Source organism: Roseobacter sp. HKCCA0434, from assembly GCF_032464675.1.
Taxonomy (GTDB): domain Bacteria; phylum Pseudomonadota; class Alphaproteobacteria; order Rhodobacterales; family Rhodobacteraceae; genus Pontivivens.
On record NZ_JAWDKL010000002.1, the window covers coordinates 62,214 to 86,577 of the forward strand.

At 68.7% G+C, this 24,364-nt stretch carries 21 protein-coding genes; 9 read left to right on the forward strand and 12 right to left on the reverse strand.

All coding sequences use genetic code 11. From position 1 onward, the window contains the following. Positions 1-19 precede the first annotated feature (19 nt). Positions 20-3,604, reverse strand: a complete 3,585-nt coding sequence (locus tag RX333_RS02260; protein ID WP_316013289.1) for a hydantoinase B/oxoprolinase family protein — start codon at positions 3,602-3,604, stop codon at positions 20-22. Positions 3,605-3,706: 102 nt separating this feature from the next. On the opposite strand from RX333_RS02260, the gene RX333_RS02265 reads away from it, so the two are divergent. From RX333_RS02265 to RX333_RS02285, 5 genes are all read left to right on the forward strand, one after another. After that, positions 3,707-4,669 (forward strand): TRAP transporter substrate-binding protein, encoded by a 963-nt coding sequence (locus RX333_RS02265; protein WP_316013290.1) that lies wholly within the window; start codon positions 3,707-3,709, stop codon positions 4,667-4,669. Between the two features lie 64 nt (positions 4,670-4,733). After that, on the forward strand, positions 4,734-5,261 hold the full coding sequence (locus tag RX333_RS02270) for a TRAP transporter small permease (RefSeq protein WP_316013291.1): 528 nt from the start codon (positions 4,734-4,736) through the stop codon (positions 5,259-5,261). After that, a complete protein-coding gene (locus tag RX333_RS02275) occupies positions 5,258-6,553 on the forward strand; it encodes a TRAP transporter large permease subunit (protein WP_316013292.1) in 1,296 nt (431 codons plus the stop codon). The genes RX333_RS02270 and RX333_RS02275 overlap by 4 nt, the downstream gene beginning before the upstream one ends. A 3-nt stretch (positions 6,554-6,556) precedes the next feature. After that, positions 6,557-7,486 carry a hypothetical protein gene (locus RX333_RS02280; RefSeq protein ID WP_316013293.1) on the forward strand — a complete coding sequence of 310 codons (930 nt, stop codon included), beginning with the start codon at positions 6,557-6,559 and terminating at the stop codon, positions 7,484-7,486. Positions 7,487-7,588: 102 nt separating this feature from the next. Beyond that, positions 7,589-8,350 (forward strand): histidine phosphatase family protein, encoded by a 762-nt coding sequence (locus RX333_RS02285; protein ID WP_316013294.1) that lies wholly within the window; start codon positions 7,589-7,591, stop codon positions 8,348-8,350. A gap of 21 nt (positions 8,351-8,371) precedes the next feature. Here RX333_RS02285 and RX333_RS02290 read toward each other — a convergent pair whose 3' ends face one another. Next, complete coding sequence (locus RX333_RS02290; RefSeq protein ID WP_316013295.1) at positions 8,372-9,163, reverse strand: PaaX family transcriptional regulator C-terminal domain-containing protein; 792 nt, start codon at positions 9,161-9,163, stop codon at positions 8,372-8,374. A 171-nt stretch (positions 9,164-9,334) separates the two neighbouring features. Here RX333_RS02290 and RX333_RS02295 point away from each other — a divergent pair, with 171 nt between their 5' ends. From RX333_RS02295 to hslV, 3 genes are all read left to right on the forward strand, one after another. After that, positions 9,335-9,997 (forward strand): rhomboid family intramembrane serine protease, encoded by a 663-nt coding sequence (locus RX333_RS02295; protein WP_316013296.1) that lies wholly within the window; start codon positions 9,335-9,337, stop codon positions 9,995-9,997. A 175-nt stretch (positions 9,998-10,172) separates the two neighbouring features. Continuing rightward, complete coding sequence (locus tag RX333_RS02300; protein WP_316013297.1) at positions 10,173-12,233, forward strand: M10 family metallopeptidase C-terminal domain-containing protein; 2,061 nt, start codon at positions 10,173-10,175, stop codon at positions 12,231-12,233. Between the two features lie 202 nt (positions 12,234-12,435). Then, positions 12,436-12,993, forward strand: a complete 558-nt coding sequence (gene hslV / locus RX333_RS02305) for an ATP-dependent protease subunit HslV (protein WP_316013298.1) — start codon at positions 12,436-12,438, stop codon at positions 12,991-12,993. Between the two features lie 327 nt (positions 12,994-13,320). On the opposite strand, the gene RX333_RS02310 is transcribed toward hslV, so the two are convergent. The 10 genes from RX333_RS02310 to RX333_RS02355 form a co-directional block, all read right to left on the reverse strand. Continuing rightward, positions 13,321-13,608: a UBP-type zinc finger domain-containing protein gene (locus tag RX333_RS02310; RefSeq protein WP_316013299.1), complete on the reverse strand. Its 288-nt coding sequence runs from the start codon at positions 13,606-13,608 to the stop codon at positions 13,321-13,323. A 21-nt stretch (positions 13,609-13,629) separates the two neighbouring features. Then, positions 13,630-14,394, reverse strand: a complete 765-nt coding sequence (locus RX333_RS02315) for an SDR family oxidoreductase (protein WP_316013300.1) — start codon at positions 14,392-14,394, stop codon at positions 13,630-13,632. A gap of 11 nt (positions 14,395-14,405) precedes the next feature. Next, complete coding sequence (locus RX333_RS02320) at positions 14,406-14,999, reverse strand: PqiC family protein (RefSeq protein ID WP_316013301.1); 594 nt, start codon at positions 14,997-14,999, stop codon at positions 14,406-14,408. A 20-nt stretch (positions 15,000-15,019) separates the two neighbouring features. After that, positions 15,020-18,019, reverse strand: coding sequence for an MlaD family protein (locus RX333_RS02325; protein WP_316013302.1), 3,000 nt, complete (start codon positions 18,017-18,019; stop codon positions 15,020-15,022). Then, on the reverse strand, positions 18,016-18,657 hold the full coding sequence (locus tag RX333_RS02330; protein WP_316013303.1) for a paraquat-inducible protein A: 642 nt from the start codon (positions 18,655-18,657) through the stop codon (positions 18,016-18,018). Before RX333_RS02330 ends, RX333_RS02325 begins: the two co-directional genes overlap by 4 nt. Further along, entirely contained in the window at positions 18,654-19,256 is a 603-nt protein-coding gene (locus RX333_RS02335) for a paraquat-inducible protein A (RefSeq protein WP_316013304.1), read from the reverse strand. Before RX333_RS02335 ends, RX333_RS02330 begins: the two co-directional genes overlap by 4 nt. A gap of 139 nt (positions 19,257-19,395) precedes the next feature. After that, positions 19,396-20,700 carry an ATP-dependent protease ATPase subunit HslU gene (hslU, locus tag RX333_RS02340; protein WP_316013305.1) on the reverse strand — a complete coding sequence of 435 codons (1,305 nt, stop codon included), beginning with the start codon at positions 20,698-20,700 and terminating at the stop codon, positions 19,396-19,398. A gap of 60 nt (positions 20,701-20,760) precedes the next feature. Continuing rightward, the gene (gene egtD / locus RX333_RS02345; RefSeq protein WP_316013306.1) at positions 20,761-21,702 is read right to left on the reverse strand and encodes an L-histidine N(alpha)-methyltransferase; all 942 of its coding nucleotides are present in this window, start codon (positions 21,700-21,702) and stop codon (positions 20,761-20,763) included. Positions 21,703-21,704: 2 nt separating this feature from the next. Then, positions 21,705-22,955, reverse strand: coding sequence for an ergothioneine biosynthesis protein EgtB (gene egtB / locus RX333_RS02350; protein WP_316013307.1), 1,251 nt, complete (start codon positions 22,953-22,955; stop codon positions 21,705-21,707). Between the two features lie 107 nt (positions 22,956-23,062). Then, positions 23,063-23,644, reverse strand: a complete 582-nt coding sequence (locus RX333_RS02355) for a helix-turn-helix domain-containing protein (protein ID WP_316013308.1) — start codon at positions 23,642-23,644, stop codon at positions 23,063-23,065. Between the two features lie 94 nt (positions 23,645-23,738). Here RX333_RS02355 and RX333_RS02360 point away from each other — a divergent pair, with 94 nt between their 5' ends. Then, positions 23,739-24,308: a carboxymuconolactone decarboxylase family protein gene (locus tag RX333_RS02360; RefSeq protein ID WP_316013309.1), complete on the forward strand. Its 570-nt coding sequence runs from the start codon at positions 23,739-23,741 to the stop codon at positions 24,306-24,308. Positions 24,309-24,364 lie beyond the last annotated feature (56 nt).

The window sequence follows — 24,364 nt, forward strand, 5'->3', positions numbered from 1 at the left end:
CTTTGTCGTGCGGTGCCGCTCAGCCCCAGCCGCCGCCGCCCGGGGTCAGCATGCGGAAGGCCTCCCCGGCCTTCAGGCGCAGCTCGACATTGGGGCCGAGCCGCTCCTCCCCATCCGGGCGGATCACCGAGTTGATGCCGAGCGCGCCATCCTCCCCGCCCTTCGCACCGGCGGGCGGCACGATACGGTGCGAACTGAGGGTCGTCACCGTCACCGGCTCCAGGAATGTCAGCAGCCGGTCCATGCCGTCGCCCCCGGTCCACTCGCCCGCCCCGCCAGAGCCGCGTCGGATCTTCAGATGATCCAGCCGCACGGGGAAGCGGCGTTCCAGCACCTCCGGATCGGTCATGCGGGTATTGGTCATGTGGCTTTGCACAGCACTCGCACCGTTCCAGCCCGGCCCGGCGCCGCAGCCGCCCGCGATGGTCTCGTAATTCTGGAAAGCCTCCGTCCCCCAAACGAAGTTGTTCATCGTGCCCTGGCTGCCCGCGATCACGCCGAGCGCCTGGAACAGCGCGTCGGCGATGGACTGGCTGACCTCGGTATTGCCGGAGATGACGGCGGCTGGCTCAACGGGGTTCACCATCGAGCCGAGCGGAGCGATGATGCGGATGGGCTTGAGGCACCCCTCGTTCATCGGCATGTCGCGCCCGACCAGCGTTCGGAAGACGTAGAGCACGACTGCGCAGGCGATGGAGAAGGGCGCGTTGTAGTTGCCCTCGTGCTGGGGGGAGGTGCCGGTGAAATCGACCTCGGCCCCCTGCCCGTCCGCGTCGATGCGCACTGCGACCCTGATTCGCGCGCCGTGATCGAGGAGGTAGTCGCAAGTGCCGTCGCCAAGCTCTGCGATCACGCCGCGCACGGCCTTCTCCGCGTTGTCCTGCACGTGGCTGGCATAGGCGCGCACCACGTCGGCACCGTGGTCGGCGCAGGTCTCGACCAGCGCCTGCCGCCCGGTCTCGTTCGCGGCGATCTGCGCGCCGAGATCGGCGAGGTTCTGGTCGGGGTTGCGGCACGGGTAGCGGCCCGAGCCGAGGATGGTGCGGATGCCCGGCTCGTCCAGCGCGCCACGGGTTACGATGCGCACCGGGTCGATCAGCACGCCCTCCTCCTCGATATGCGTCGAATCGGGTGGGGCGGAACCGGGGGTGCGCCCCCCCACGTCGGCATGGTGCCCGCGCGACGCGGTCCAGAAGCTGAGCCGCCCGTCGACGAAGACCGGCGTGATGACAGTGATGTCGGGCAGGTGCGTGCCGCCGCGATAGGGGGAGTTGAGCATCCAGGCATCGCCCTCGGCCAGATCCGCCCCTGCGGTCGCGATCACGCTACGCACCGAATCGGACATGGAGCCCAGATGCACCGGCACGTGCGGCGCGTTGGCGACGAGGTTGCCCTCCGAGTCGAACACCGCGCAGGAGAAATCGTAGCGCTCCTTGATGTTCACCGATTGTGCGGTCAGGGCGAGGGTCGCACCCATGCGCTCGGCCACCGACATGAAAAGGTTGTTGTAGAGTTCCAGCCGCACCGGATCGGCGCGGGTGTCGCCATCGACCTGGGCGGGGGCGGCGATCCGCTCCAGCAGGAGCGTGCCCCGCTCATCCACCTGCGCGCGCCAGCCCGACTCGATCACCGTGGTGCCGGTCGGCTCGCTCAGGACGGCGGGGCCGTCGATCACGGCACCGGCGGGCAGATCGCCACGCGCGTAGAGCGGCACGGCGCCATGCGCGTCGCCGCGCCAGATCGAGAGGGTGTCCGCCGGGTCGGGCAGCGCGCCGCAGCCGATTTCGGGCGTGGCCTCGGCACCGGTATCGCCCACGGCCTCCGCCATCAGCATGTCGAAGAGGATCGTCCGCTCCGGCAGGTCGAAGCCGAATCGCGCCTTGTGCGCGGCGGCGAAGGCCTCTGCCATCGCCGGGGCCCGGCCGAAGGGCACGTCGATGCCCTGCTCGGACCCGTCATAGCGCAGGCGGGCGCGGCGCGTGACCGTGGCCTGATCGGGGGCGATGCCCTGTCCCGTCAGCTCCCGCAATGCACGGGCAGCCATCGAATCGAGCATCTCCGCCGCCTCTGCCGCGCGGTCGAGCGGGGCGTCGAATTGCCGCTCGTTCAGCGCACGGATATCGGCGAGGCCCATGCCATAGGCCGAGAGCACGCCCGCGAAGGGGTGCACCATCACGCGGGTCATGTTCAGCGCCTCGGCCACCAGGCAGGCATGCTGGCCGCCCGCGCCGCCGAAACAGGCAAGCGTGTAGGCGCGCAGGTCGTGTCCACGCTCGGTCCCGATGCGGCGGATGGCGCGGGCCATGTTGTCGACCGCGACGGCGAGGAAGCCCTCGGCCACCTGCTCGGGCGTCGGCGCGGTGTCGGTGGCGGCGGCGATCTCGGCGGCGAGGGCGGTGAACTTCTCCGCCACGACGTCGCGGTCGAGCGGCAGATCTCCGTTCGGGCCGAAGACGGGTGGGAAGTGGTCAGGCGACAGCTTGCCGAGCATGACGTTCGCATCCGTCACCGTCAGCGGCCCACCGCGCCGGTAGCAGGCCGGGCCGGGATCGGCCCCCGCGCTTTCGGGGCCAACGAGATAGCGCCCGTCGCGGAATTGCAGGATCGAGCCGCCACCCGCCGCGACCGTGTGGATGTCCATCATCGGCGCGCAGAGCCGCACGCCCGCGACCTCGGTCTCGAAGCTGCGCTCGTAGGCGCCCGCATAGTGGCTGACATCGGTCGAAGTGCCGCCCATGTCGAAACCGATCAGCCGGGTGCGCCCCGCCTCGGCCCCGGTGCGGGCCATCCCGACGATGCCGCCCGCGGGACCCGAAAGGATCGAATCGCGGCCCTGAAACAGGTCGGAATCGGTCAGCCCGCCGGAGGATTGCATGAACATTAGCCGGTCGGCCCCGTCGCCCAACGCGCTATCCACCCGGTCGATATAACGGCGTAGCACGGGGGAGAGATAGGCGTCCGCGACGGTGGTGTCGCAGCGCGGGACGATGCGGATCAGGCGCGAGGTCTCGTGACTGGTGGAGACCTGGGTGAAGCCGACGTCGCGCGCGATCTCCGCGGCGCGCTGTTCGTGCACCGGGTTGAGCCAGGCGTGCAGCAGCGCGATGGCCACGGCCTCGCACCCCGCCATGCGGGCCTGTTGCAAGTCGCGGCGCAGCGTATCCTCGTCGAGTGCGCTCAGCACCTCGCCCGCGGCATCGAGCCGTTCGGCGGCCTCGATCGTCCGTTCCTGCAATAGCTCGGGCAAGTGGATGTCGAGGTCGAAGAGTCGGGGCCGCGTCTGGTAACCGATGCGGGGCAGGTCGGCGAAGCCCCGGGTGATGACGAGCGCGGTCCGCGTACCCTTCCGCTCCAGCAGGGCGTTGGTGGCGACGGTCGTGCCCATCTTGACTGCGGCGACGCGGCCCTCGGGGATCGGCTCACCGGGGGCGACCCCGAGCATCCGGCGGATGCCCTCGACCGCCGCGTCGGCATAACGTTCGGGGTTCTCGCTCAACAGCTTGTCGGTGACGAGGGTGCCGTCGGGCCTGCGCCCTACGATATCGGTGAAGGTGCCGCCCCGGTCGATCCAGAATTCCCATTTCGCGTCGGCGCGGTTTGTCATTGCCCCATCTCCCGGTCGGCTCAAGAATGTGTTGCATTCATTTCTGAACGATGACAATTTGTCAACGTAATGATAGCGACATGTCAAAACAGGGAGTCAGACATGAAACATGCAATCGTCACCGCCGCGGTGCTCGCCACCGCAACGCCGCTTGCCGCGCAAAGCTGGGACATGCCCACGCCCTATGGCAACGCGACCTTCCACACTGTCAACATCATGGAATTCGCCGACGAGATCCGCGAGGCGACGGGCAGCGAGCTCGACATCACGGTCCATTCCGGCGGGTCGCTGTTCCCGCACGAGGAGATCAAGAACGCCGTGCGCTCGCGCCTCGCGCAGGCGGGGGAGTTCTTCCTGTCCCGACTGAACAACGAGAACGCCGCCTACGGGCTCGACAGCCAGCCGTTCCTCGCAACCTCCTACGAGGATGCCCAGCGCCTGTGGGAATTGCAGGAGCCGGTGGTCGCCGAGCTGCTGGCCGAGGAAGGGCTGATGCCGCTGTTCTCCGTGCCGTGGCCGGCGCAGGGTCTCTATACCAATGGCGAGATCGCGACGGTCGAGGATCTGTCGGGCCTGCGCTTCCGCGCCTATAACGCCCAGCTCGAGGAATTCGCACAGATCGCAGGCGCCGCCCCGGTGCAGGTCGAGGCGACCGACATTCCCCAGGCCTTCGCCACCGGCCAGGTCGAGGCGATGATCACCTCGCCGTCGACCGGCGCGAACTCGGCTGCGTGGGATTTCGTGACGCACTACACGCCGATCAACGCCTGGGTGCCGAAGAACATCGTCGTCGTCAGCCAGCGCGCCTTCGATGGGCTGGACGAGGAAACGCAGCAGATCGTGCTGGACGCGGCCGAGGCGGCCGAGACCCGCGGGTGGGAGATGTCGGCGGCGGAAGCCGAGGAGAAGACGCAGGTCATGGCCGATAACGGCATCACCATCGTCGAGCCGTCCGAGGAACTGGTCGCGGGCCTGCAGGAGATCGGCGCCCAGATGCTGACCACCCTGCGCGAGGGCGCGTCGGAAGAGGCGCTGGGCATCCTCGAAGCCTACGAGTCCGAGTAACGACGTCGCAGCCGGTCCCGCGCGTCACCGCGGGACCGGCCACCAATTCAGGGAGAACGGTGACATGCGACGCGGCCTCGACCGTCTATATGATCTCGCGGGCGCGATCGCGGCGCTCGCCATCCTCGCGATCTGCCTGCTCGTCTCGGCACAGATCGTCCTCAACATTCTCGCACGGCTGGGCGGACCGGGCTTGTCCTACACGATCCCGTCCTATGCACAGTTCGCGGGCTTCATGCTGGCCTCCGCCTCGTTCCTGGCGCTGGCGCACACGCTGCGGCGCGGCGGGCACATCCGGGTGGGGCTGCTGACAGACCGGCTGCCGCTGACGGCGCGCTGGGTGATGGAGATGCTGGCCCTCGCGCTCGCAGCCGCGATGACCGCCTTCGCGACCTGGTACACGGGCGCGCTGGTGCTCGAAAGCCTGCACTATGGCGACCGCTCGACCGGCATGGTCTCCATTCCGCTATGGACCGTGCAGGTGCCGGTGGCTGCCGGGCTCGCCATCCTGACCATCGCCTTCGTGCATACGCTGATCGAAAGCATCATGGCCCGCGGGCCGGTGATGATCGACGCCGGGGGTGCGGAATGAGCGATCCTCTCGTCGCGCTCGTCCTCCTGGGCGCGCTTCTCCTGTTGCTGGCGGGCGGGGTCTGGGTGGCGCTGGCGCTGACCATGACCGCCTTCATCGCCATCGCCGTCTTCGCCAATCCCGATCCGGGCTTCGTGCTGGCCACCGTCATCTGGGGCCATTCGCACAGCTGGGCGCTGACCGCGCTGCCGCTGTTCATCCTGATGGGGGAAGTGCTGCTGCGCTCCCGCCTCAGCCAGGACATGTTCTCGGGCCTCGCACCGTGGCTGGGTCGCGCTCCGGGGCGGCTGCTGCACGTCAACATCCTGGGCTGCGCGATCTTCGCCGCCGTCTCCGGCTCCTCGGCCGCCACCGCTGCCACGATCGGGCGGATGAGCGTGCCGGAGCTGACCGACCGCGGCTATCCCGAGCGGCTGATCATCGGGACGCTCGCAGGCTCCGCCACGCTGGGGCTGCTGATCCCGCCCTCGATCATCCTGATCGTCTATGGCGTGGCGACCGAGCAATCCATCGCGCGGCTGTTCGTGGCGGGCATCCTGCCGGGGCTGATGCTGGTGGTGCTGTTCGCGGCCTATGTCGCGGTGCGAGCACTGCTCGACCCCGACCTGATCCCTCCCGCGCCCGAGCGGGTCGCGCTGCGCGAGAAGCTGCGCGCCTCCCGCCGCCTGATCCCGGTGCTGGGGCTGATCGCGGGCGTGATCGGCTCGATCTACGCGGGCATCGCCTCGCCCACCGATGCGGCGGCACTCGGAGTCGTTCTGGCGCTGCTGCTGGCCGTCCTGTCGGGTGGGTTCGGCATGGCGGAGTTCCGGGCGGCGCTGATGAGTGCGACGCGCACCTCGTGCATGATCGCGTTCATCCTGATCGGGGCGGCCTTCCTGACCACGGCGATGGGCTACACGGGTCTGCCGCGCAACCTCGCCGCCTGGATCGGAGGCTTCGGCCTGTCGCCCTATGCGCTGCTGGCCGCACTGACCGTGTTCTTCGTGATCCTGGGCTGTTTCCTCGACGGAATTTCGGTGGTGGTGCTGACCACGGCGATCATCCTGCCGATGGTGCAGGCCGTTGGCATCGACCCGCTGTGGTTCGGCATCTACCTCGTCATCGTCGTTGAGATGAGCCAGATCACACCGCCGGTCGGCTTCAATCTCTTCGTCATCCAGGGGCTGACGGGCATCGACATCCTGCGCGTCGCGCGGGCCGCGCTGCCCTTCTTCCTGCTGCTGATGCTGGGGCTGGTGCTGATCGTCGCGTTTCCGGGGCTGGTCACGGCGCTACCCAATGCGATGTAGCGGATGAGCGGCCTTCTCGCCGCGATCGGCGGGCAGGCGCGATGGGTGATGGCGGGGGGCTGCGTCGCGGCCCTCCTGATGCCGGGGGCGGCGGCCGCGCTGCGCCCGGCCTTGCCGTTCCTGGTCAGCCTGGTGCTGGCGATGGCGATGGCGCGCATTGATCTGCGCCTCGTCTTGCGACGTGTCGCCCAGCCGCGCGTTCTGGCGGAAAGGCTGCTGACGATCGCCGCGATGATGCCCGTGGCCGCTATGGCCCTCTGGGCACTGGGGGCGGTGCTGCCACCCGACTGGCGCGCGCTGCCGGTGCTGTTCGCGCTGGCGCCGCCGATCGCATCCTCGGCCAGCATCTGCTTTCTGATGCGCTACGACGCGCAGCGGGCGGTGGAGGTCACGATCCTCGCCACCCTGCTGACGCCGCTGATCTCGCCACCTCTGCAGGTGCTGTTGCTGCCGGATTTGGGCGATGTCGCGGTCGGCGCGTTGGCGCTGAAGCTCGGCGCAATGATCGCGGGCGGGGTGGTGCTGGCCCTGATGATGAAGGCGGTTTTGGGCGAGGCACGCATCGCCGCCTCGGGCCGCAGCTTCGATGGCTTAGCGGCCTGCATCATGGTGGTCTTCGCCTTCCCGCTGTTCGACGGGGTGGCCGCGACCATGCTGGCCGATCCGTGGAGGGCCGCGGGCGTGGGCATCCTGTCGATCCTGCTCGGCTCGGCCACGATGATCGCGGTGCTGATGGTCGGGGAGCGGCTGGTGCCGCGCACCACGGCTGGCGTCTTCGCGGTGACCGGCGCCAACCGGACGGTCGCGCTCTACCTCGCCGCGCTGCCGTACGATCCGCAGCTGGCGCTGTTCGTGGCACTCTACCAATTTCCGATCTACTTCGCGCCGCTGGTGCTCGACTCCGCGGGGCTGGAAGCGCGCCCCGACCGTTGAGCCGGTCACGCCGTGGTGATTTGTCGCCGGGGTGCGCAGCCTTGACAGGGGTCGCGCACCCGCCATTTGCTTTTCAGGACAATGTATCCGCGGAGGCGACCCATGTTGAAGGCCCTGATGACCGGCGCACTGGGCGCCCTGATGATCGCCACGCCGCTGTTCGCGCAGGGTGTCGACGCAACGGGTGAGGACCGGGGCGAAGTCCGGCGGATCTCAACCCATATGGGCCAGATGACCGCTTCGTTCTATCTGGAGCTGGAGGACGAGGAGCCCGACGGCAACCTGCAGTTCGAGCCGTGGCAGATGCTCGACGACCTGTTCCGCGACGATGTGGTGTTCCTGATGCGGCACGGGCCGACCGACTGGTCCAAGCGCGATATCGAGAACGTCGCCCCGACTGATTGCTCCAACCAGCGGATCATGACGTCCTTCGGCATGGCCCGCATGCGGGAGCTGGGCACACTGCTGACCGCCAACGACATCCGATTCGGCGAGATCGTGACGAGCGAATGGTGCCGCAACCGCCAGACCCTCGACAATCTGATGATCGGGATGCAGCGCGTCGATCCCGAGTACGCGGACGCCGTGGACGTCGAGATCGACAGCAACGTCAACCTGCTGCTGTCCTTGCAGGGCGCCCGCACCGCCGAGCCGCTGCGTGAGCGGATCAGCGCATGGGAGGGGTCGGAAGACGGCCCGCTGCTCATCATCAGCCACTTCACCAATATCGACGAGGTGACGGATTTCCACGTCTACGAGGGCGAGATGCTGGTGATCGACCCCAAGCGGGAGAACCGCGTGCTTGGCTACCTGCGCTTGCGCAGCGCCGAGCCGGACGTGGGGCACTTCAACGTCTCGGACTGAGGGTAGCCCCGAGCGGCACGCCTAGAACCGCGTCGGCAGGTCGTTCCAGGGCGTCTCGGCGAATTGCGGGATGTTGCGGCGCAGCCAATGTTCGCTGGGCTGCATCAGCTTGCGGTAGCAGGACGCGACGGCGCCGCGCACCTCCTCGACCGGCCAGTCGGACGGCTGCACCTCGGGCGGCAGGTCGGGATGGTCGAGGATCAGGTTGCGCCAGCGATGGATCATGAGCACCCGTATGCCGATGGCCACCTCCTCCGAGATATCGTCGAGGGCCGCCACCGCCTGCAGATCCGCGCCGAGTGCCCGGATCGCGTCGAGCACCTCGGGACGGCACAACGCCGCGCGCCGTCTTGCGGGCAGGGTCAGCGGGCCGCGGCACAGGATCGCATCCGAGGGCAGGATGTCGGGCGGCGCGCCCTTGGACAGTGGCCACAGGAACAATTGGGGCGCCGGGCACAGGAAGCCCGCTTCGCGCAGCGCTTGCGCGCAATGATCCTCCTCGAGCCAGACCATCAGCCAATTGGCGCTCTCGCCCGGTCCGCTAGCGGCATAGACGCGCGGCACCAGTTCCGTCACGCGGGTCAGTTGCCGCTCGCTCATCCGGTAGATGCTGTGGCGCCCTTCGCGCCGCCTGCGAAGCCTGCCATCCGCGACCAGGCGCGAGGTCGCGGTGCGCACCGCGCCCGGTTCCAGACCGATGGCCACGACGATCTTCTGCAGTTCCGCGATGCCGAGCTCTCCGCCCCGCGGCAGTATCAGATCGGCGAAGATGGTGAGCAGCAGCCCGCGAATACGTAGATCGCCGACGCGCATTCTTTCCAAGACTTGTCGTTCGTTCTGCTTCACCGGCGCTCCTGACATTCGTTACTTAGAATATGTCGCGGATCCGATCGTGCAATCGCGAGTTTTCGCAACGCTGCGAAACCGCCCCCGACGGCAGGTCGTCCATTGAAATGGTGCGCCCGGTGGACCATTTGCCGTGCCATGTCTCTCGCCCAGCCCGCCCCCGAACCCGATCCGGTCCGTCCCGGGCCCGACATGCGGGTCCTCTGGGCGCTCGTCGGCGTCATCATGGCGATCGAGCTGCTGGCCCAGGCGCATGGCGCGGGCCTGCCAGGGCTGTCGCGCCGCTGGCTGCTGGCGCATGGCGGCTTCTGGCCAGTGCTGCTCGGCGGCGAGGGGGCGATCTATCCCGGCCAGGGCGCCGCGATGTTCCTCAGCTATGCCTTCCTGCATGGCGGTATCGGCCACGCGCTTCTCAACTGCACGATCCTGCTGGCGGTCGGGCGGCTGGTGCTGATGCTGGGCGGAGCGGGCCGGATGCTCGCGCTGTTCGCGCTGACCGCGGTGGCGGGTGCGATCGGCTACGCGCTGCTGGGAGGAGAGGCCTATGTGCCGATGGTCGGCGCCTCCGGCGCGGGCTTCGGCTTCATCGCCGCGTGGAAGCGGTGGGACTACATCGCGCTGAAGGCGCGCGGGCTCGACACGCGCCCGGTGTTGCAGTTCGGATTGGCGCTCGTCGCGGCGAGTGTCGCCATGCATTTCCTGTCCGCCGGGACCGTGGCGTGGGAGGGGCATCTCTTCGGCGCGCTGGCCGGTTGGTTCATCGCGCCTTCGGTCCTGCGCGGGCCGCGCCGCCGGCGCTGACCCTCACGCGGGCGTGACCCGTCCTGCGGATCCCGGTGACAGGGGCGGGCGTATCGGATATTAACACTTCGATCATTTCCAGAGTGTTAGCGTGGCCGCACCACCACGCTTCGGGGGCAGGAACTTGCACGACGGCACGTCAGACGATGCTACGTCTTCGCGCGACGCGGATCCGGTGATCCACGGCGCGGCCTGCGCCTGTTCCGCCTGCGCGGCGGAACGGGAACCGGCACCGGCACCGGGTGAGGTCACCGGCAACCTCGATGACTTCTATCCGCAGCCCACGGGCAACACCGCGACGCTGGGCCAGATGGCCGATTTCCTGACGACCGGCTTCTGGGGCAACGGGGTCGGCCAGCGGCACAATCTCGGCACGACGGGCCGCGATCCGAACAACGGCGTGTTGACTTACAACGTCATCGGTTTCACATCCCTGCCCTATGGCGGCGGCAGCGATGCCGACGGCATCAGCGCCGCGCGGGCCGAGCTGGTGCGCGATGCGTTCGACCTCTACGGGGCGGTGCTGGGCATCGAATTCGTCGAAACGAGGAGCGACGACCCCTCGGACACAGACTTCTTCTTCTCCGACAACAACTCGGGCGCCTATGCAGGCTCCCCGCGCTGGAGCGATGGGGAAATCTACTATTCCTACATCAACGTAGCGTCGAGCTGGTCGGGTGGCACCTCGACCTATGACGACTACACGTTGCAGACGATCCTGCACGAGATCGGCCACGCGCTGGGGCTGGGACACCAGGGCAACTATAATGGCAGCGGCGGCTATTCGCAGGATGCCAGCTTCGCGCTCGACAGCTGGCAGGCGACGATGATGTCCTATTTCTCCCAGTGGGAGAACACGGCCATCACCGCCGATTACGAGTTCCTGCAGACGCCGATGGCGGTCGACTGGATCGCGCTCGACGACATCTACGGCGAGTGGGGTTTCGGCACGCACAACGCCTTCACCGAAGACACGGTCTGGGGGTTCAACACTACCGTCACGGCGGAGGTCAGCCGCATCTGGGCGGAATGGTCGACCTGGGCGGGACGGACCGCCTCGACCATCGTGGATTCGGGCGGGATCGACACAATCGATGTGAGCGGCTTCGGCGCGAACCAGCGCATCGACCTGACGATCCAGGCCGAGGATGCCACCTTCCAGAATAGTTCCAATATCGGAGGGCGCGTTGGAAACCTGACGCTGGCCGTCGGTACGGTGATCGAAAACGCCGTCGGCGGTTCCGGCGATGATCTCATCATCGGCAATGCGGTCGACAACGCGTTGAGCGGCGGGTCGGGCGACGACATCCTTGTGGGCGCGGGCGGAAACGACCTGTTCGATGGCGGGGCGGGGCTCGACGTCGCGGCCTATGCCTACGAGCTGGCCAGCTACACGATCTCGGTGCTGGAGGATGCGCTAGAGGTCGTGGGGGAGGGCATCGACCGTGTGCTTGACACGATCGAGAGCCTGCGCTTCGCCGATGTGACCCTGGGCTATGGCACGGTGGCGGAGATGTTCGGCCGACCGATCCTCGCACCGCAGGACGACGCGGCGCGGGTCGCCGAGGACGAACGCGTGACGATCCGGGTGCTCGAGAATGACGGCAGCGCGGATCTGGCGGTAACGGCCATCGAGGGGGTCGCGCTGGAAAGCGGGGCGACGGTGCAGCTCGCCTCCGGCGCGATGGTGACGCTGCGGGCGGACGGGGCGCTCGACTACGATCCCGACGGCCGCTTCGACCTGCTCGACTCGGGCGAGACGGGAGAGGATGGGTTCACCTACACCGTGACCGATGCCGACGGCGCCCACGCCGATGCGACCGTGATGGTAGAGATCGCCGGCAAGGACGCGCCTGGTATCGACGAGGCCGTCGCCGCGACCATGCCGACGCTCAGCTCGGTTGTGCTGACACCGCTGACGGTTCTGGGCGGGACGCGGGCGGAGGCGTCGGGACATGGTCTGTCGGCGCTGCTCAACGGTGTCAGCCGCGCAGTCGGGGAGGGCAGCGTGTTGAGGCAGCGCGTGCTCGACGGGGCGGAGGCAGTCGCCGCGGCCTTGGCGGAGCCCGAGGAGGACGGGTTCGACTTCGGCGACGTCGCGGGGGCCGAGCCGTTCGGGGACCTGTCGGCGGATACCGTGACCGAGCCGTCGCTGGGCGAGGACGATGCCGTTGCAGCGGAGCCCGAGCCCGTGTCCGAAATCTGGACGACGATCGGGGACGACTTCCTTCTGTGAGCGTGAACCGGTTGGGTCAGTGCGCCTTACCATTTCCCCGCGGGGAAACCCGGTGAGGGTCTGCCCTTGCGCCCGGTTTGCCGCAGGGGCCGGGTCGGAAGCTTTCCCCGCGGGGAAAGGTTAACGCGCGTTAACCTTCGCGCCCCTAGGCAAGCGGGGCGGTCCCGCCTACCTCATGCCCGAACGAGATGAGGAGAGCATGATGAGCGAGACGGATCGCTTCCCCGGCTGGCACGGGACCACCATCGTCGCGGTGCGCAAGGGCGGCCGCGTGGCGGTCGTGGGCGACGGGCAGGTCAGCGTCGGGCAGACGGTGATGAAGGGTACGGCGCGCAAGGTCCGCCGCCTGTCGCCGGGCGGATCGGACGTAGTCTGCGGCTTCGCCGGATCGACGGCGGATGCGTTCACCCTGCTGGAGCGGCTGGAGGCGAAGCTGGAAGCCTCTCCGGGACAACTTGCGCGGGCCTGTGTGGACCTCGCCAAGGACTGGCGGACAGACAAATACCTGCGCAATCTGGAGGCGATGCTGATCGTGACCGACGGCAGCGACCTGTTCATAGTGACGGGCGCGGGCGACGTGCTGGAGCCGGAGCACGATATCGCGGCCGTGGGCTCGGGCGGGAACTTCGCGCTGGCCGCGGCACGGGCGCTGATGGATCAGGACATGGACGCCGAGGCGATCGCGCGGCGCGCGCTGGGCATCGCGGCGGATATCTGCGTGTACACGAACGGGAACGCGGTGGTCGAGGTGATCGGGTAGCGGTTGTGTTCTGGCCGGGGGAGGCTCCGGCTCGGGGGCCGGAGCGGCGGGGGGATTGTGCTATCGCGGACCTGATCCGGGGCCTCGATGAGTTGTGCGGCTACGCCATGGCGACGGAAGATCGACCGAGCGCACGGGCCGGGCCGCGGTGCGGCGATCCAACGGTGGAGCATGGCACTTTCTGGTGGCCAAGTCCGCAGGATCTGGCCCCGTCCCGCCTCCATCGGCCAAATCGCCGTGTCGGGGGGGGCACGCCGGAGGCGTGCCTTCGGCACGACCGATGCGCGGCGCCTTCGGCTTGAGTCCGCGCGGGAGCCGTTCGGCTCCTCACCCCCGCGCGGCCAACCGGACCAGCGTGTCGTCCTCGAAGCAGTAGACCCAGGTCTCGCCTGGTTCCATCGACGTGACGATCGGGTGATCCTCCCCTTCGGCATGGTGGCGGGCGTGGCGTTCGGGGGAGCTGTCGCAGCAGCCGACCGCGCCGCAGGTCATGCACTGTCGCAGGTGGACCCACTCGGTTCCGGCCTCGATGCAGGCGGGGCAGACGGCTCCAGCCTTCGCGCCCTCGGCAGGCTTGGGCAGGTGGATCATGTCGCGATGGGTGCAGGTTGTCACGTCGACGCCCTCCGGTCAGGTTTACAGACCCGGTAGGCCGACCTCGGCCCGACCTTCGTCGGTCTTCAGCGAGAAGTCGGTGCCGAGGTGCCGGTCCGCGCCCTCCCCCGCCAAGTAGGCAATGGCCTGCGCGACCCATTCGGGCGGGATGTGCGCGTCGAAGTCGAGCTGGCTGACAGGGTTGATGCCGGACGCCTTGATCTCCCGCTGCATGTCTGTGGCGACGGTGCCCGGCGACAGGCCGACCATGCGGATGCCCTGATCTCGATATTCCTTGTCCACGCACTTGGTCAGCGAGAGGACGGCAGCCTTGGTGGCGCAATAGTGGCTCCACCCCTCCAGCGCGCCGGTGGCGGCACCCGATGAGATGTTGACGATAGTGCCGCCACCTTGGGCAAGCATGACCGGCAGCGCCTCGCGGATGGCGGAGTAGACGCCCTTGAGGTTCACGTCGACGATATGGCCCCAGGCGGCGGGGTCGCTGTCGGCGATGCGGGCGATCGGGTCGATCAGGCCCGCATTGTTCACGAGCAGGTCGATGCGGCCGGTCCGGTCCTTCGCCTCGACAATCAGGGCGGCGACGGCGGCGTGGTCGGCCACGTCGCAGGCGATGGCATGGGCGGTGCCGCCCTGCCCCGTGATCTCGGCCGCGATACGCTCGATATCGCTGGTGCTGCGGGCGGCGAGGATCACGCTCATGCCTTGTGCCGCGAGGTGGCGGGCGGTCGCCTCCCCGATGCCGCGGCTGGCGCCGGTGACGATTGCGGTCTGTCCGTCGAGAGTCATGGGCGCTCCTTTCAGCGGGCGAGGTCGGCGGCGGTGACGGCGGCCACATCCTCGGCCATCAGGTCAGCCAGTTCGGCGAAGGCGGCATCTTGCGCGCGCGACAGGGCGGCGAGGCTGGTGCCGTCCATCGGGGTCTGGATGTCGAACGGCGCGGCGCGCTCGTAATCGCCGTCGCGGGCGGCGACGATGAAATACTGGCCCGAGAGGCGGTAGAGGCCGCGGGCGCCGCCCAGCGCCTCGGCCACCTGCACCTCCATGCGCAGGTCGGCCTGGCTGAGAAGCGGCCAGGGCTCGGCGGCGACGGCGGTGCTGGGCAGGCGCGTCGCGAGGCCCTGTGCAAGTTGCAGCGTCAGCGCGCGCGGCGGCAGGTCGGCCCAGAGGATATCGTTGCGCAGGAGGACGGAGCCGTCCTCCTGGATTTCGCCGATCTCCTCGCCCTGCGCGTAATAGGGCAGCGAGATCTCCCGAAGTTCGATTGAGCGGACGACGGTTTCGCGCTGTGCGGGCTCGGGCAGATCGGGCGCGCCGAGCAGGATGCGCGGCTCCGGCCCGCCAGTGCAGGCGGCGAGCGTGGCGAGGATCAGTGCGGCGGCGAGGCGCTTCATGGGCTTGGTCCTTTCGGGGCTCAGCGGCCAAGGATCAGGGAGTTGGGATTGCGCTCGATCTGGCGGACGAGGGCGGTGACGGCGCGGGCGGTGTCGCGGAACTCGCGGATCATGCGCAGGCCCTCCTCGTTGATCTCGGAGCCGGTGCCGTAGGCCTGCAGGGTCAGGTCGGACTGGGTGACGAGCGCGTCGAGCCGGGCGATCAGCGCGGGCACGTCGGTGGCGGCGAGCGTGATGGCGTTGGCGGCGCGTTCGGCGGCGCCGAGGCTGGTGCCGAGACCTTGCGCGACCTGGGCGTCCTGCAGGTCGGTCAGGGTGCGGGCGACGCCATCGAGCGCGGCGTTGAGATTGGCCGGGATCGCCTGCGTGTCGGGGCTGGAGACGAGCACATCGGCGCTGGCGAGCAGCGCTTCGGCCTGCTTGGCGAGCTGGTCGAGGTTCACCGCCTCGGCCTGTGCGGCGACGGCGTTGAGCCGGTCGATGAGCGGCGGCAGGCCCTCGCTCGCCTCGCTGACGGAGCGGGCGGCGGCGGCGGCGTCCTGCAGGGCCGCGCGCAGGGCGGTGCCGAGCTCGGCCTGGGCGAGATCGTCCAGCAGCACGCGCGCGCTGGTCAGGCTGCGGTTGATCGTGCCGGGCAGGGCCGTGGTCTCGGGATCCTGCAGCAGCTCTCGCAGTGCGGCGAGGGTGGCCTGCGCCTCGGACGCGGCGCCTTGCAGGGCGGGGTCGGCGACGAGTGCGTCGGCATTGTCCACGAGCGTGCCGATCTGGCCGGGCAGCGGAGCGGCGTCCTCGGTCAACTCGGCGAGGGACGCGGCGGCGCGGTCGGCGTTTTCGAGAGCGGAGGCGAGTTGGCCGGGGATGTCGGCCTGCTCGATGCTGAGAAGCGTGCGGCGCAGGCTGGTCAGCCCCGTCAGAAGCTCCGCCGGGATGGCCTGGAGCGCCTCGCCCTCCATCAGGGTTCGGGTGGCGGTGACGAGGCGGCTCAACTCCTCCGGCAGGGCCTGGGTGGCGGGGGCGGCGACGATGTCCTGCGCGGCGGCGACCAGCACATCGATCTCGGCCACGAGGGCCTGCAGCGTTTCGGGCAGGGCGTCGGCGTCGCGGGCGAGGGAGGCGATGCCCTCGGCGGCGGCGCCGCCCTGATCGACGGCGGTGCCGATGCGGTCGGGCAGGCCCGCCTGCTGCACGTCGGCCAGCAGGCTCTCGACCCGTTGCAGCGTATTCGCCAGCGCGGGCGGAACCTCGCGCAGCGCGGGGTCGGAGGTGATGGCACGGGCGTCGGCCAGGAGCCCTGCGAGGCGGTCGGGCACCTCGAGCGTGGCGGGATCGGTCAGCAGGGTCTGGCCGGCGGTGGCGAGATCGCGGGCGGAGACGAGCAGCGCGTCGAGATCGGGGGTCAGCTCGGCCGTGGCGCCCTCAACCTCGCCCGCGAGTGTGGAGATGTCGGCGAGGGTAGTCGCCAGCGCCTCGACCAATGCGGCCTCGCGCGCGTCTTCGAGCAGGCCCCGCAGGGCGGTGAGGCTCGCCAGAACTTCGCCCGGTGCCTGCTGCACGCCGTCGGATTGCAACAGCCCGCGCAGGTCCGAAAGCGTGCCGTTGGCCTGGGTCGGGATGTCCCGCAGCTCAGGGTCGTTCAGCAGCGAGGCGACGGCGGTCAGGGCGGAGGTGGCGGCGGTCAGCACGCCCTCGATCGGCAATTCGTCCAGCCGGGTGATCAGGCCTTCGGCGGTTTCGGCAAGGCCGCCCTGCTCGGTCTCGACCGTCGGGATGCCCGGGAAGGGCTGAATGTTGCGGTCGAGGCGGGCAGTGTCCTCCTCGCCGATCTCGGCCAGCTCGATCCGCTGTGCGCCGGTCAGTAGCGAGGGCGAGGAGAGGCGGGCGCGCAGGCCACCCTCGGCGATCAGCTCATCGAGCAGTTGCAGCGTCACGTCCTGCGCCGCGTCGGGCGGCAGGCCGAGGCGGCCGGGGATGACCTCGAACGCGGCGACGAGTTCCACCGTCCGTTCGCCCACGTCGCCCTGCAACCGCGCGGACAGGCTGGTGACGGCGCCCACCGGCACGCCGCGATAGAGCACCGGCGCGCCGACCTGAAGGCCACTGACCGAGCCGGGGAACACCGCCGACACCGTGACGGGAGAGCGCTCGAGCGCGTCGAAGAGCGAGGAGCGCGCCGCGGCCACGTCCGGATAGAGGCGGAAGCCGCGTTCGTCCTGCACCAGCGCGCCACCCTCGAACACGGTGTCGAAGGTCACGCCGCCGCGCAGCAGCGTGGTGATGCTGTCCACGTCGAGCGACGCCCCGCCCGCGTCCAGGTTGAAGCTGAACCCCGAGGAATCCCAGAACCGGGTGCCTTCGGTGATGAGGTTGGAATAGGGCTCCCTCACGAAGGCGGTATAGATGATCGTGCGTCCGTTGCTGGACAGTTGGAGATCTTCGACCTGCCCGACCTCGATCCCCTTGTAGAGGACGGGCGAGCCCAGCGCGACGGAGCTGTTGCGCTCGGTCCGCAGGGTCAGGCGCAGGCCGGGTGCGTCGAGCGGGGTCAGCGGCGCGCGCGGCAGGCCGTCGATCAGGCGCGCCGTCTCGCCGGGCTGTGCAGGAAGCTGCGCCGCGATGTAGGAGCCGCCGATGACGGTGGACAGGCCCGTGATGCCCTGGGCCGTGATCTCGGGGCGGACGATCCAGAACTGGCTGTCGGCGGTCACATGCTCGGCGATGTCCTGATCCAGCCGAATGCTGACCTGCACCTCGCTTAGATTGCCCGAGAAGCCGACATCCTCGACCATGCCGATGGTCACGTCGCGGTAGCGCACAGGCGTCTCGCCCGCGACGACGCCCGAAGCGTTCTCGAACCGCACGAGCAGCAGCGGCCCGCGCTCGGAATAGGTGCGGAAGGCAACGATGAGGGCCACGATCAGGGCAGCGAGCGGCACGATCCAGACGATCGAGAGGCGCTGCCAGATCGGGCGGCCGTCGGTCTCCTCGATCCGGGGGGAGGCGGGGCTGGAAGGGTCGCTCACGTCTGCGGCTCCTGTTTCAGCTCGGCATCCCAGATCATCCGGGGGTCGAAGGACTGCGCGGACAGCATCGTAAAGGCGACCGAGAGGGCGAAGCAAGCCGCGGCGGGACCGGGCGTGACGCTGGCCGCCGCGCCAAGCTGCACCAGCGCCGTCAGGAGGGCCACGACGAAGACATCGACCATCGACCAGCGGCCGATGAACTCGATGATCTCGTGCAGGCGGATGCGCGCGTGCCGGTCGAGCCGCGAGGGCCGCGCGACGGAGATGGCCAGCAGGCCGATCACCGCGAACTTGCTGAGCGGCACGACGATGGAGGCCACGAAGATGATGAGCGCGATGCCCACGGCACCACTGTCGATCAGCGTGACCACGCCGCCGAGGATCGTATCCTCGTGCACGGTGGCGAGCTGTCGCGTGGCGAGCATCGGGTAGAGATTGGCTGGGATGAAGGCGATGATTCCGGCGATCCACCAGGCCCAGACGCGTTGCAGGCTGAGCGGCTTTCGCGAGTGGAGATGCGCATGGCAGCGGGTGCAGCGCTCGCGCCCCGCCTCGTGCACCAGTGCGCAGCGGTGGCAAGCGATCAGCCCTGCTGCGCGGGCGGTGAGCACGGGGGTGGCGTGGCCGGCGACGCTCATCCCTCGTCGTCCAGCATCGACCAGATGGCGGCGGAGTCGGTGATCTGACGCTCGAACGCGATGATGCCGACGGCGATGCAGAAGGCCCAGAAAGCGGGGCCAAAACCGATCGTGGCAAGCTCGGCCACCTTCACGAGTGCCACGGCGGTTCCGAGGATAAAGATCTCGGCCATCGACCAGGGGCGCAAGGCATCCGACCAGCGAAAGGCGCGGGCGGCGTGGCGAGGCCGCGGACGGCCGAGCCGCAGCGGCACCAGCGCGTAGAGCAGCAGCGCCACCCGGATCAGCGGGATCGCGATGATGCTGGCGGTCACGGCGAGGGTCAGCGGGATCAGCCAGCCGTCGAGGAAGGCGGCGGCGACCTCGATCAGGTTGATCTGGTTGCCGAAGCCCATCTCGCTGATCGACAGGAACGGGAAGAACAGCGCCGCCACGATCAGGATCGCGACGGCCAGCGAGGTTGCCAGCGTCCGGTCGAGCGACACAGTCTGCCCCGATACCAGCACATGCCCGCAGCGCACGCAGGACGCCTTCCGCCCCGGTTCGAGATCCGGCACGTCATGCAGCGCATCGCAGGTGGGGCAGGCAAGCAGGCTCATGGAGACGGAGGATAGCGGATGTGGCCCGCGGTTCCAGTCGCGAGATGGCACCGGCAATCACGAAATTCGTGAACGGGGATGGATATTTGCGCGAATCCGAAGGACGCGCGGCGGCCAGGTCGGACCGCCGCGTTCCATGTCACAGCACGTAGCGGCTGAGGTCGGTGGAGCGGCTGAGTTCGCCGAGGTGCTTCTCCACGAAGTCGGCATCCACCGTCACCGTGTCGCCGGAGCGGTCGGGGGCGGTGAAGCTGAGTTCCTCGAACACGCGTTCCAGAACGGTGTAGAGACGGCGGGCACCGATATTCTCGACATTGCTGTTCACCTCCGCCGCGATGCGGGCGAGGGCGGCGATGCCGTCCTCCGCGAAGGTGACGGTCACGCCCTCGGTTCCCAGAAGGGCGGTGTATTGCCGGGTCAGGGCGTTGTCGGTCTCGGTCAGGATGCGGACGAAATCGGCCTCGGTCAGTGCGCGCAGTTCCACCCGGATCGGCAGGCGGCCCTGAAGCTCGGGCAGGAGGTCCGACGGTTTGGCGACGTGGAAGGCGCCGGACGCGATGAAGAGGATGTGATCGGTGCGCACCGGGCCGTGCTTAGTCGAGACGGTCGTGCCCTCGATCAGCGGCAGCAGGTCGCGCTGCACGCCCTCGCGGCTGACCTCGCCGCCGCGATTGTCCTGACGGGTGGCGACCTTGTCGATCTCGTCGATGAAGACGATGCCGGACTGTTCGACCACGCCCACGGCCTCGCGCGTCAGGGCCTCGTCGTCTAGCAGCTTGTCGGCCTCCTCGGCGATCAGCAGCTCGTAGCTGTCGGCGACGCGGAGGCGTTTCTTCGTCTTGCGCCCGCCCATCTTTCCGAAGAGCGCGCCAAGGTCCATCATCTGCGCACCACCCGGCGGCATGCCGGGAATGTCCATGCCGCCCAGCGGGTTGGAAGTGTCGGCGACCTCGATCTCGATCTCGGTATCGTCGAGCAGGCCGTCGCGCAGCTTCTTGCGGAACATCTCGCGGGTCTGTTCGCGCGCGCCCTCGCCCGCCAGAGCGGCGATCACGCGGGCCTCGGCCGCGTCATGGGCACGGGCCTTCACTTCCTCGCGCCGGTAATCGCGGGTCATGACGATGGCCGCGTCCACGAGGTCGCGCACGATCTGTTCGACGTCGCGGCCGACATAGCCGACCTCTGTGAACTTGGTGGCCTCGACCTTGATGAACGGCGCGCGGGCGAGCTTGGCGAGGCGGCGCGAGATCTCGGTCTTGCCCACGCCGGTCGGGCCGATCATCAGGATGTTCTTGGGGTAGACCTCCTCGGCCAGCGCGTCGTCGAGATGCTGGCGGCGCCAGCGGTTGCGCAGGGCCACGGCCACCGCCCGCTTGGCGTCGGCCTGGCCGATGATGAAGCGGTCGAGCTCGGAGACGATCTCGCGCGGGGTCAGGTCGGTCATTGTCGGTCCCTTTCGTTGCGCCCTGCACATATGACGGGGGCGCGCGGACGCAAGACCGGATCAGGGGGCGGGTTCGAGGATCGAGACGGCGAAGAGGTCGTCCGGGTCCGTCATCCAATCGGCGATGCGCCAACCCGCAACGCCTGCGAGCCCGGCGAGGCTGTCGCGGGTGTATTTGTGGCTGTTCTCGGTGTGGATGCTCTCGCCCGCCGCGAAGGCGATCTCGGTGTCGCCGAGGCGCACGGTCTGGGCGTGGCGGGAGACGAGGTGCATCTCGATCCGCGCGGCATCGGCGTTCCAGCGCGCCTCGTGTGCGAAGCCGTCCGGGTCGAAATCGGCCCCGGCCTCGCGGTTGAGACGGTGCAGAAGGTTGAGGTTGAAGGCAGCGGTGACGCCCGCCGCATCGTCATAGGCGGCAGTGAGGGTCGCGGGATCCTTCACCAAGTCCACGCCGAGAATGAAGCGCGCGATGCCGGGCCAGTCGCGGATGCGTGCGAGGAGCGCTGTCGCGTCTGCCGGTTCAAGATTGCCGATGGTGGAGCCGGGGAAGAAAGCGACCTTGGGCCGGTCGGCGATCCGCGGCGGCAGGGTCACGGGAGACATGAAGTCGCCGGTGACGGGCAGGATCGGCAGGGCGGGATAGGCGGCGCGCAGCCCCTCGGCCACCTGCGCCAGGAAGGTGGCGGAAATGTCGATCGGGACATACGCCGCGAGGTGATCGAGCCGGTCGAGCAGGATGCGCGTCTTGACGCTGGCCCCGCTGCCCAGCTCCACCAGCGCGGCGTCGTCGGGCACGGCGGCGGCGAGGCGGTCAGTGCCCGCGCGCAGGATCGCGGCCTCGGTGCGGGTTGGGTAGTATTCGGGCAGTTCGGTGATCCGCTCGAACAGCGCGCTGCCCGCCGCGTCGTAGAACCACTTGGCCTCCAGCGTCTTGGGGCTGGCGGTCAGCCCGGCGAGGGCGGAGGCGTGCAGCGCGGGGTCGTCGATCAGCAGCTTGTCCATGCTCAGACGTCCCGTGCGAGGCGCAGGCCCATCATCTGCCAGCGCTGGTGGGGATAGAAGAAGGTGCGGTAGCTGGCGCGCATCTGGTCGCGGGGCGTGGCACAGGAGCCGCCGCGCAGCACCATCTGGTTGACCATGAACTTGCCGTTGTACTCCCCCAACGCGCCTTCGGGCGGGCGGAAGCCGGGATAGGGGGTGAAGGGCGAGGCGGTCCATTCCCAGACGTCGCCCCAGACCCCGTCGCCGGGAAGCGGGCGCAGGGCGAGGTCGTCAAGGAAGTTGCCCGCGATGGACCGCGCGGCGAAGGCGATCTCGTGCTCGGCCTCTGTCGGCAGGCGGGCACCGGCCCAGCGGGCGAAGGCGTCGGCCTCATAATAGCTGATATGGCAGACCGGCGCATCGAGGTTCACCGGCTGCGGGCCGCGCAGCGTATAGGTCCACCATTCGTCATCCTGCCGCCACCAGTAGAGGGGCGCGTCCCAGCCCTCGCGCTGACGGACGGCCCAGCCTTCCATCAGCCAATGGGGCGCGTGGTCGTAGCCGCCATCGTCCATGAAGGCGATCCAGTCGCGGTTGCTCACTGGACGATCGGCGATCTCGTAGGGCTCCAGCCAGGTCTTGTGGCGCGGGCCTTCGCAATCGTAGGCGAAGCCGGGGCCCGCGTGGCCGATCTCGACCAGCCCGCCGTCGTGGCGGGTGAAGGATTGCGGCACCTCGGCGGAGGTGGGGCGCGGCTCGGGCTCGCGATAGGTGGGCAACAGTGGGTTGAAGCTGAGACCGTGCAGCAGGTCGGTGACGAGCAATTCCTGGTGCTGCATCTCGTGGTGGCAGCCCAGCTCGACGAGCTCGGCCACGTCCGGGCGCTCCTCGTCCATCAGGTCGCGCAGGGCGTCCTCGACATGGGCACGGTAGTCGCGCACGGCCTGTCCGCCGGGGCGGGAGACCAGCCCGCGCTTGTCGCGCGCGTGGCGGGGACCGGCCTGCACGTAGTAGCTGTTGAACAGGAAGGCGAAGCGATCGTCGGGGGAGGTGTAGCCGGGCTGGTGCGGTTTGAGAATGAATTCCTCGAAGAACCAGGTCGTATGGGCGAGATGCCATTTGGCGGGGCTCGCATCCTCCATCGACTGGAGCATCATGTCCTCGGGCGTCAGGGGTGCGGCAAGCGCATCGGTCCGCGAACGGGTCGCGTCGAAGAGGCTGCGGATGCGAGCGGGATCGGTGTCGGCGGGGCGGGTGGCCTTGGCGGTGCTCATGGCGGAACCTCCTGATTCGTCAGCCCGACAGGTAGGACGGCGGCGGGTTCGGCCTAGCGGATTCGTTACACCCTTTCGTGTCGGTCCGTATGAATTGTAACAGAATTCTAGCGTGGGCGCAGGAGATCGAGGCCTAGCGCGATGTCCTCGGCCAGAGCGGCGGCGTCCACGTCGCGACGCTCGGCAGAGACGCGGAGGCCCAGAAGGTCGGACTGGTAGCGCCGGGCGAGGCGGGCGGGGTCGAGCGTCGGATCGACGTCCCCAGCGTCCTGCGCGGCGGCGAAGAGGTCGCGGAACCGGGACTCCATGCGCGCGAGGTAGTCCGACGCCTTCTCGCCCAGCGCATGAGAGGCGGCGCCGGTTTCCAGCACGGTCTTGGCCAGCATGCAGGCGCTGGCAGGCGCGGTGTCGCAGGCGACCACCAGGGCGGGATAGGCACGCAGGGCGGCGAAGGGGCCTTTTTCCTCGGCCAGTGTCGCAAGGCGCGCGGCCCCGTCCTCGGCGTAGCGGTCGAGGGCAAGGGCGTAGAGCGCTTCCTTCGAGCCGAAGGCGGCGTAGAAGCTGCCGGGGCGCATGTCGAGCGTGCGTTCGAGATCTTTCATCGAGGTGCCCGCCCAGCCTTGCCGCCAGAACAGGTCGCGCGCCCGGTCGATCAACGCGTCGCGGTCGTGATTGGGCTGGCGGGGCATGGCAAACCTTTCTTGAGCATTTGTTCAGATATAATCTTGAACGATCATTCAACAACACCATTTCGGGGGTCAGGCAAACCAGAGGAGACCTGCCATGACCGATTTCCCGTCCCACGACCTCGACAGCGCACCCGAAGGCTCGAAGCCTTTGCTGGAGAACGGCCAAAAGGCCTTCGGTCGCCTGCCTGGCCTGCACAAGGTGATGGCGGAAAGTCCGCAATTGCTTGAAGGCTATCAGGTGCTGCACCGGCTCTTCACCGAGACCGCCTTCGATGCGGAGGAGAAGACCGTGGTGTGGCAGACGATCAACGTGGAGCACGAGTGCCATTACTGCGTGCCCGCCCATACTGGCATCGCGAAGATGATGAAGGTCGATGACGCGATCACCCAGGCGCTGCGCGACGAGACGCCGCTGCCGACCGCGAAGCTGGAAGCGCTGCGCACCTTCACCTTGCGGATGCTGCGGGGACGCGGCCATGTCAACGAGGCGGAGATGCAGGCATTCTTCGATGCCGGTTACGACCACCGCGCGGTGCTCGACGTGATCCTGGGTCTCGCGCAGAAGGTGATGTCGAACTACACCAACCACGTCGCGGAAACACCGCTCGACGCGCCGGTACAGCCGCTGGCGTGGGAGCGCCGGGGCGCGCCGCTGGCCGTTTGAGGGACGCGCGCTCCGACAATTCGTGCGGGCCGACGCAACGGCCCGTGCGGTCCCCG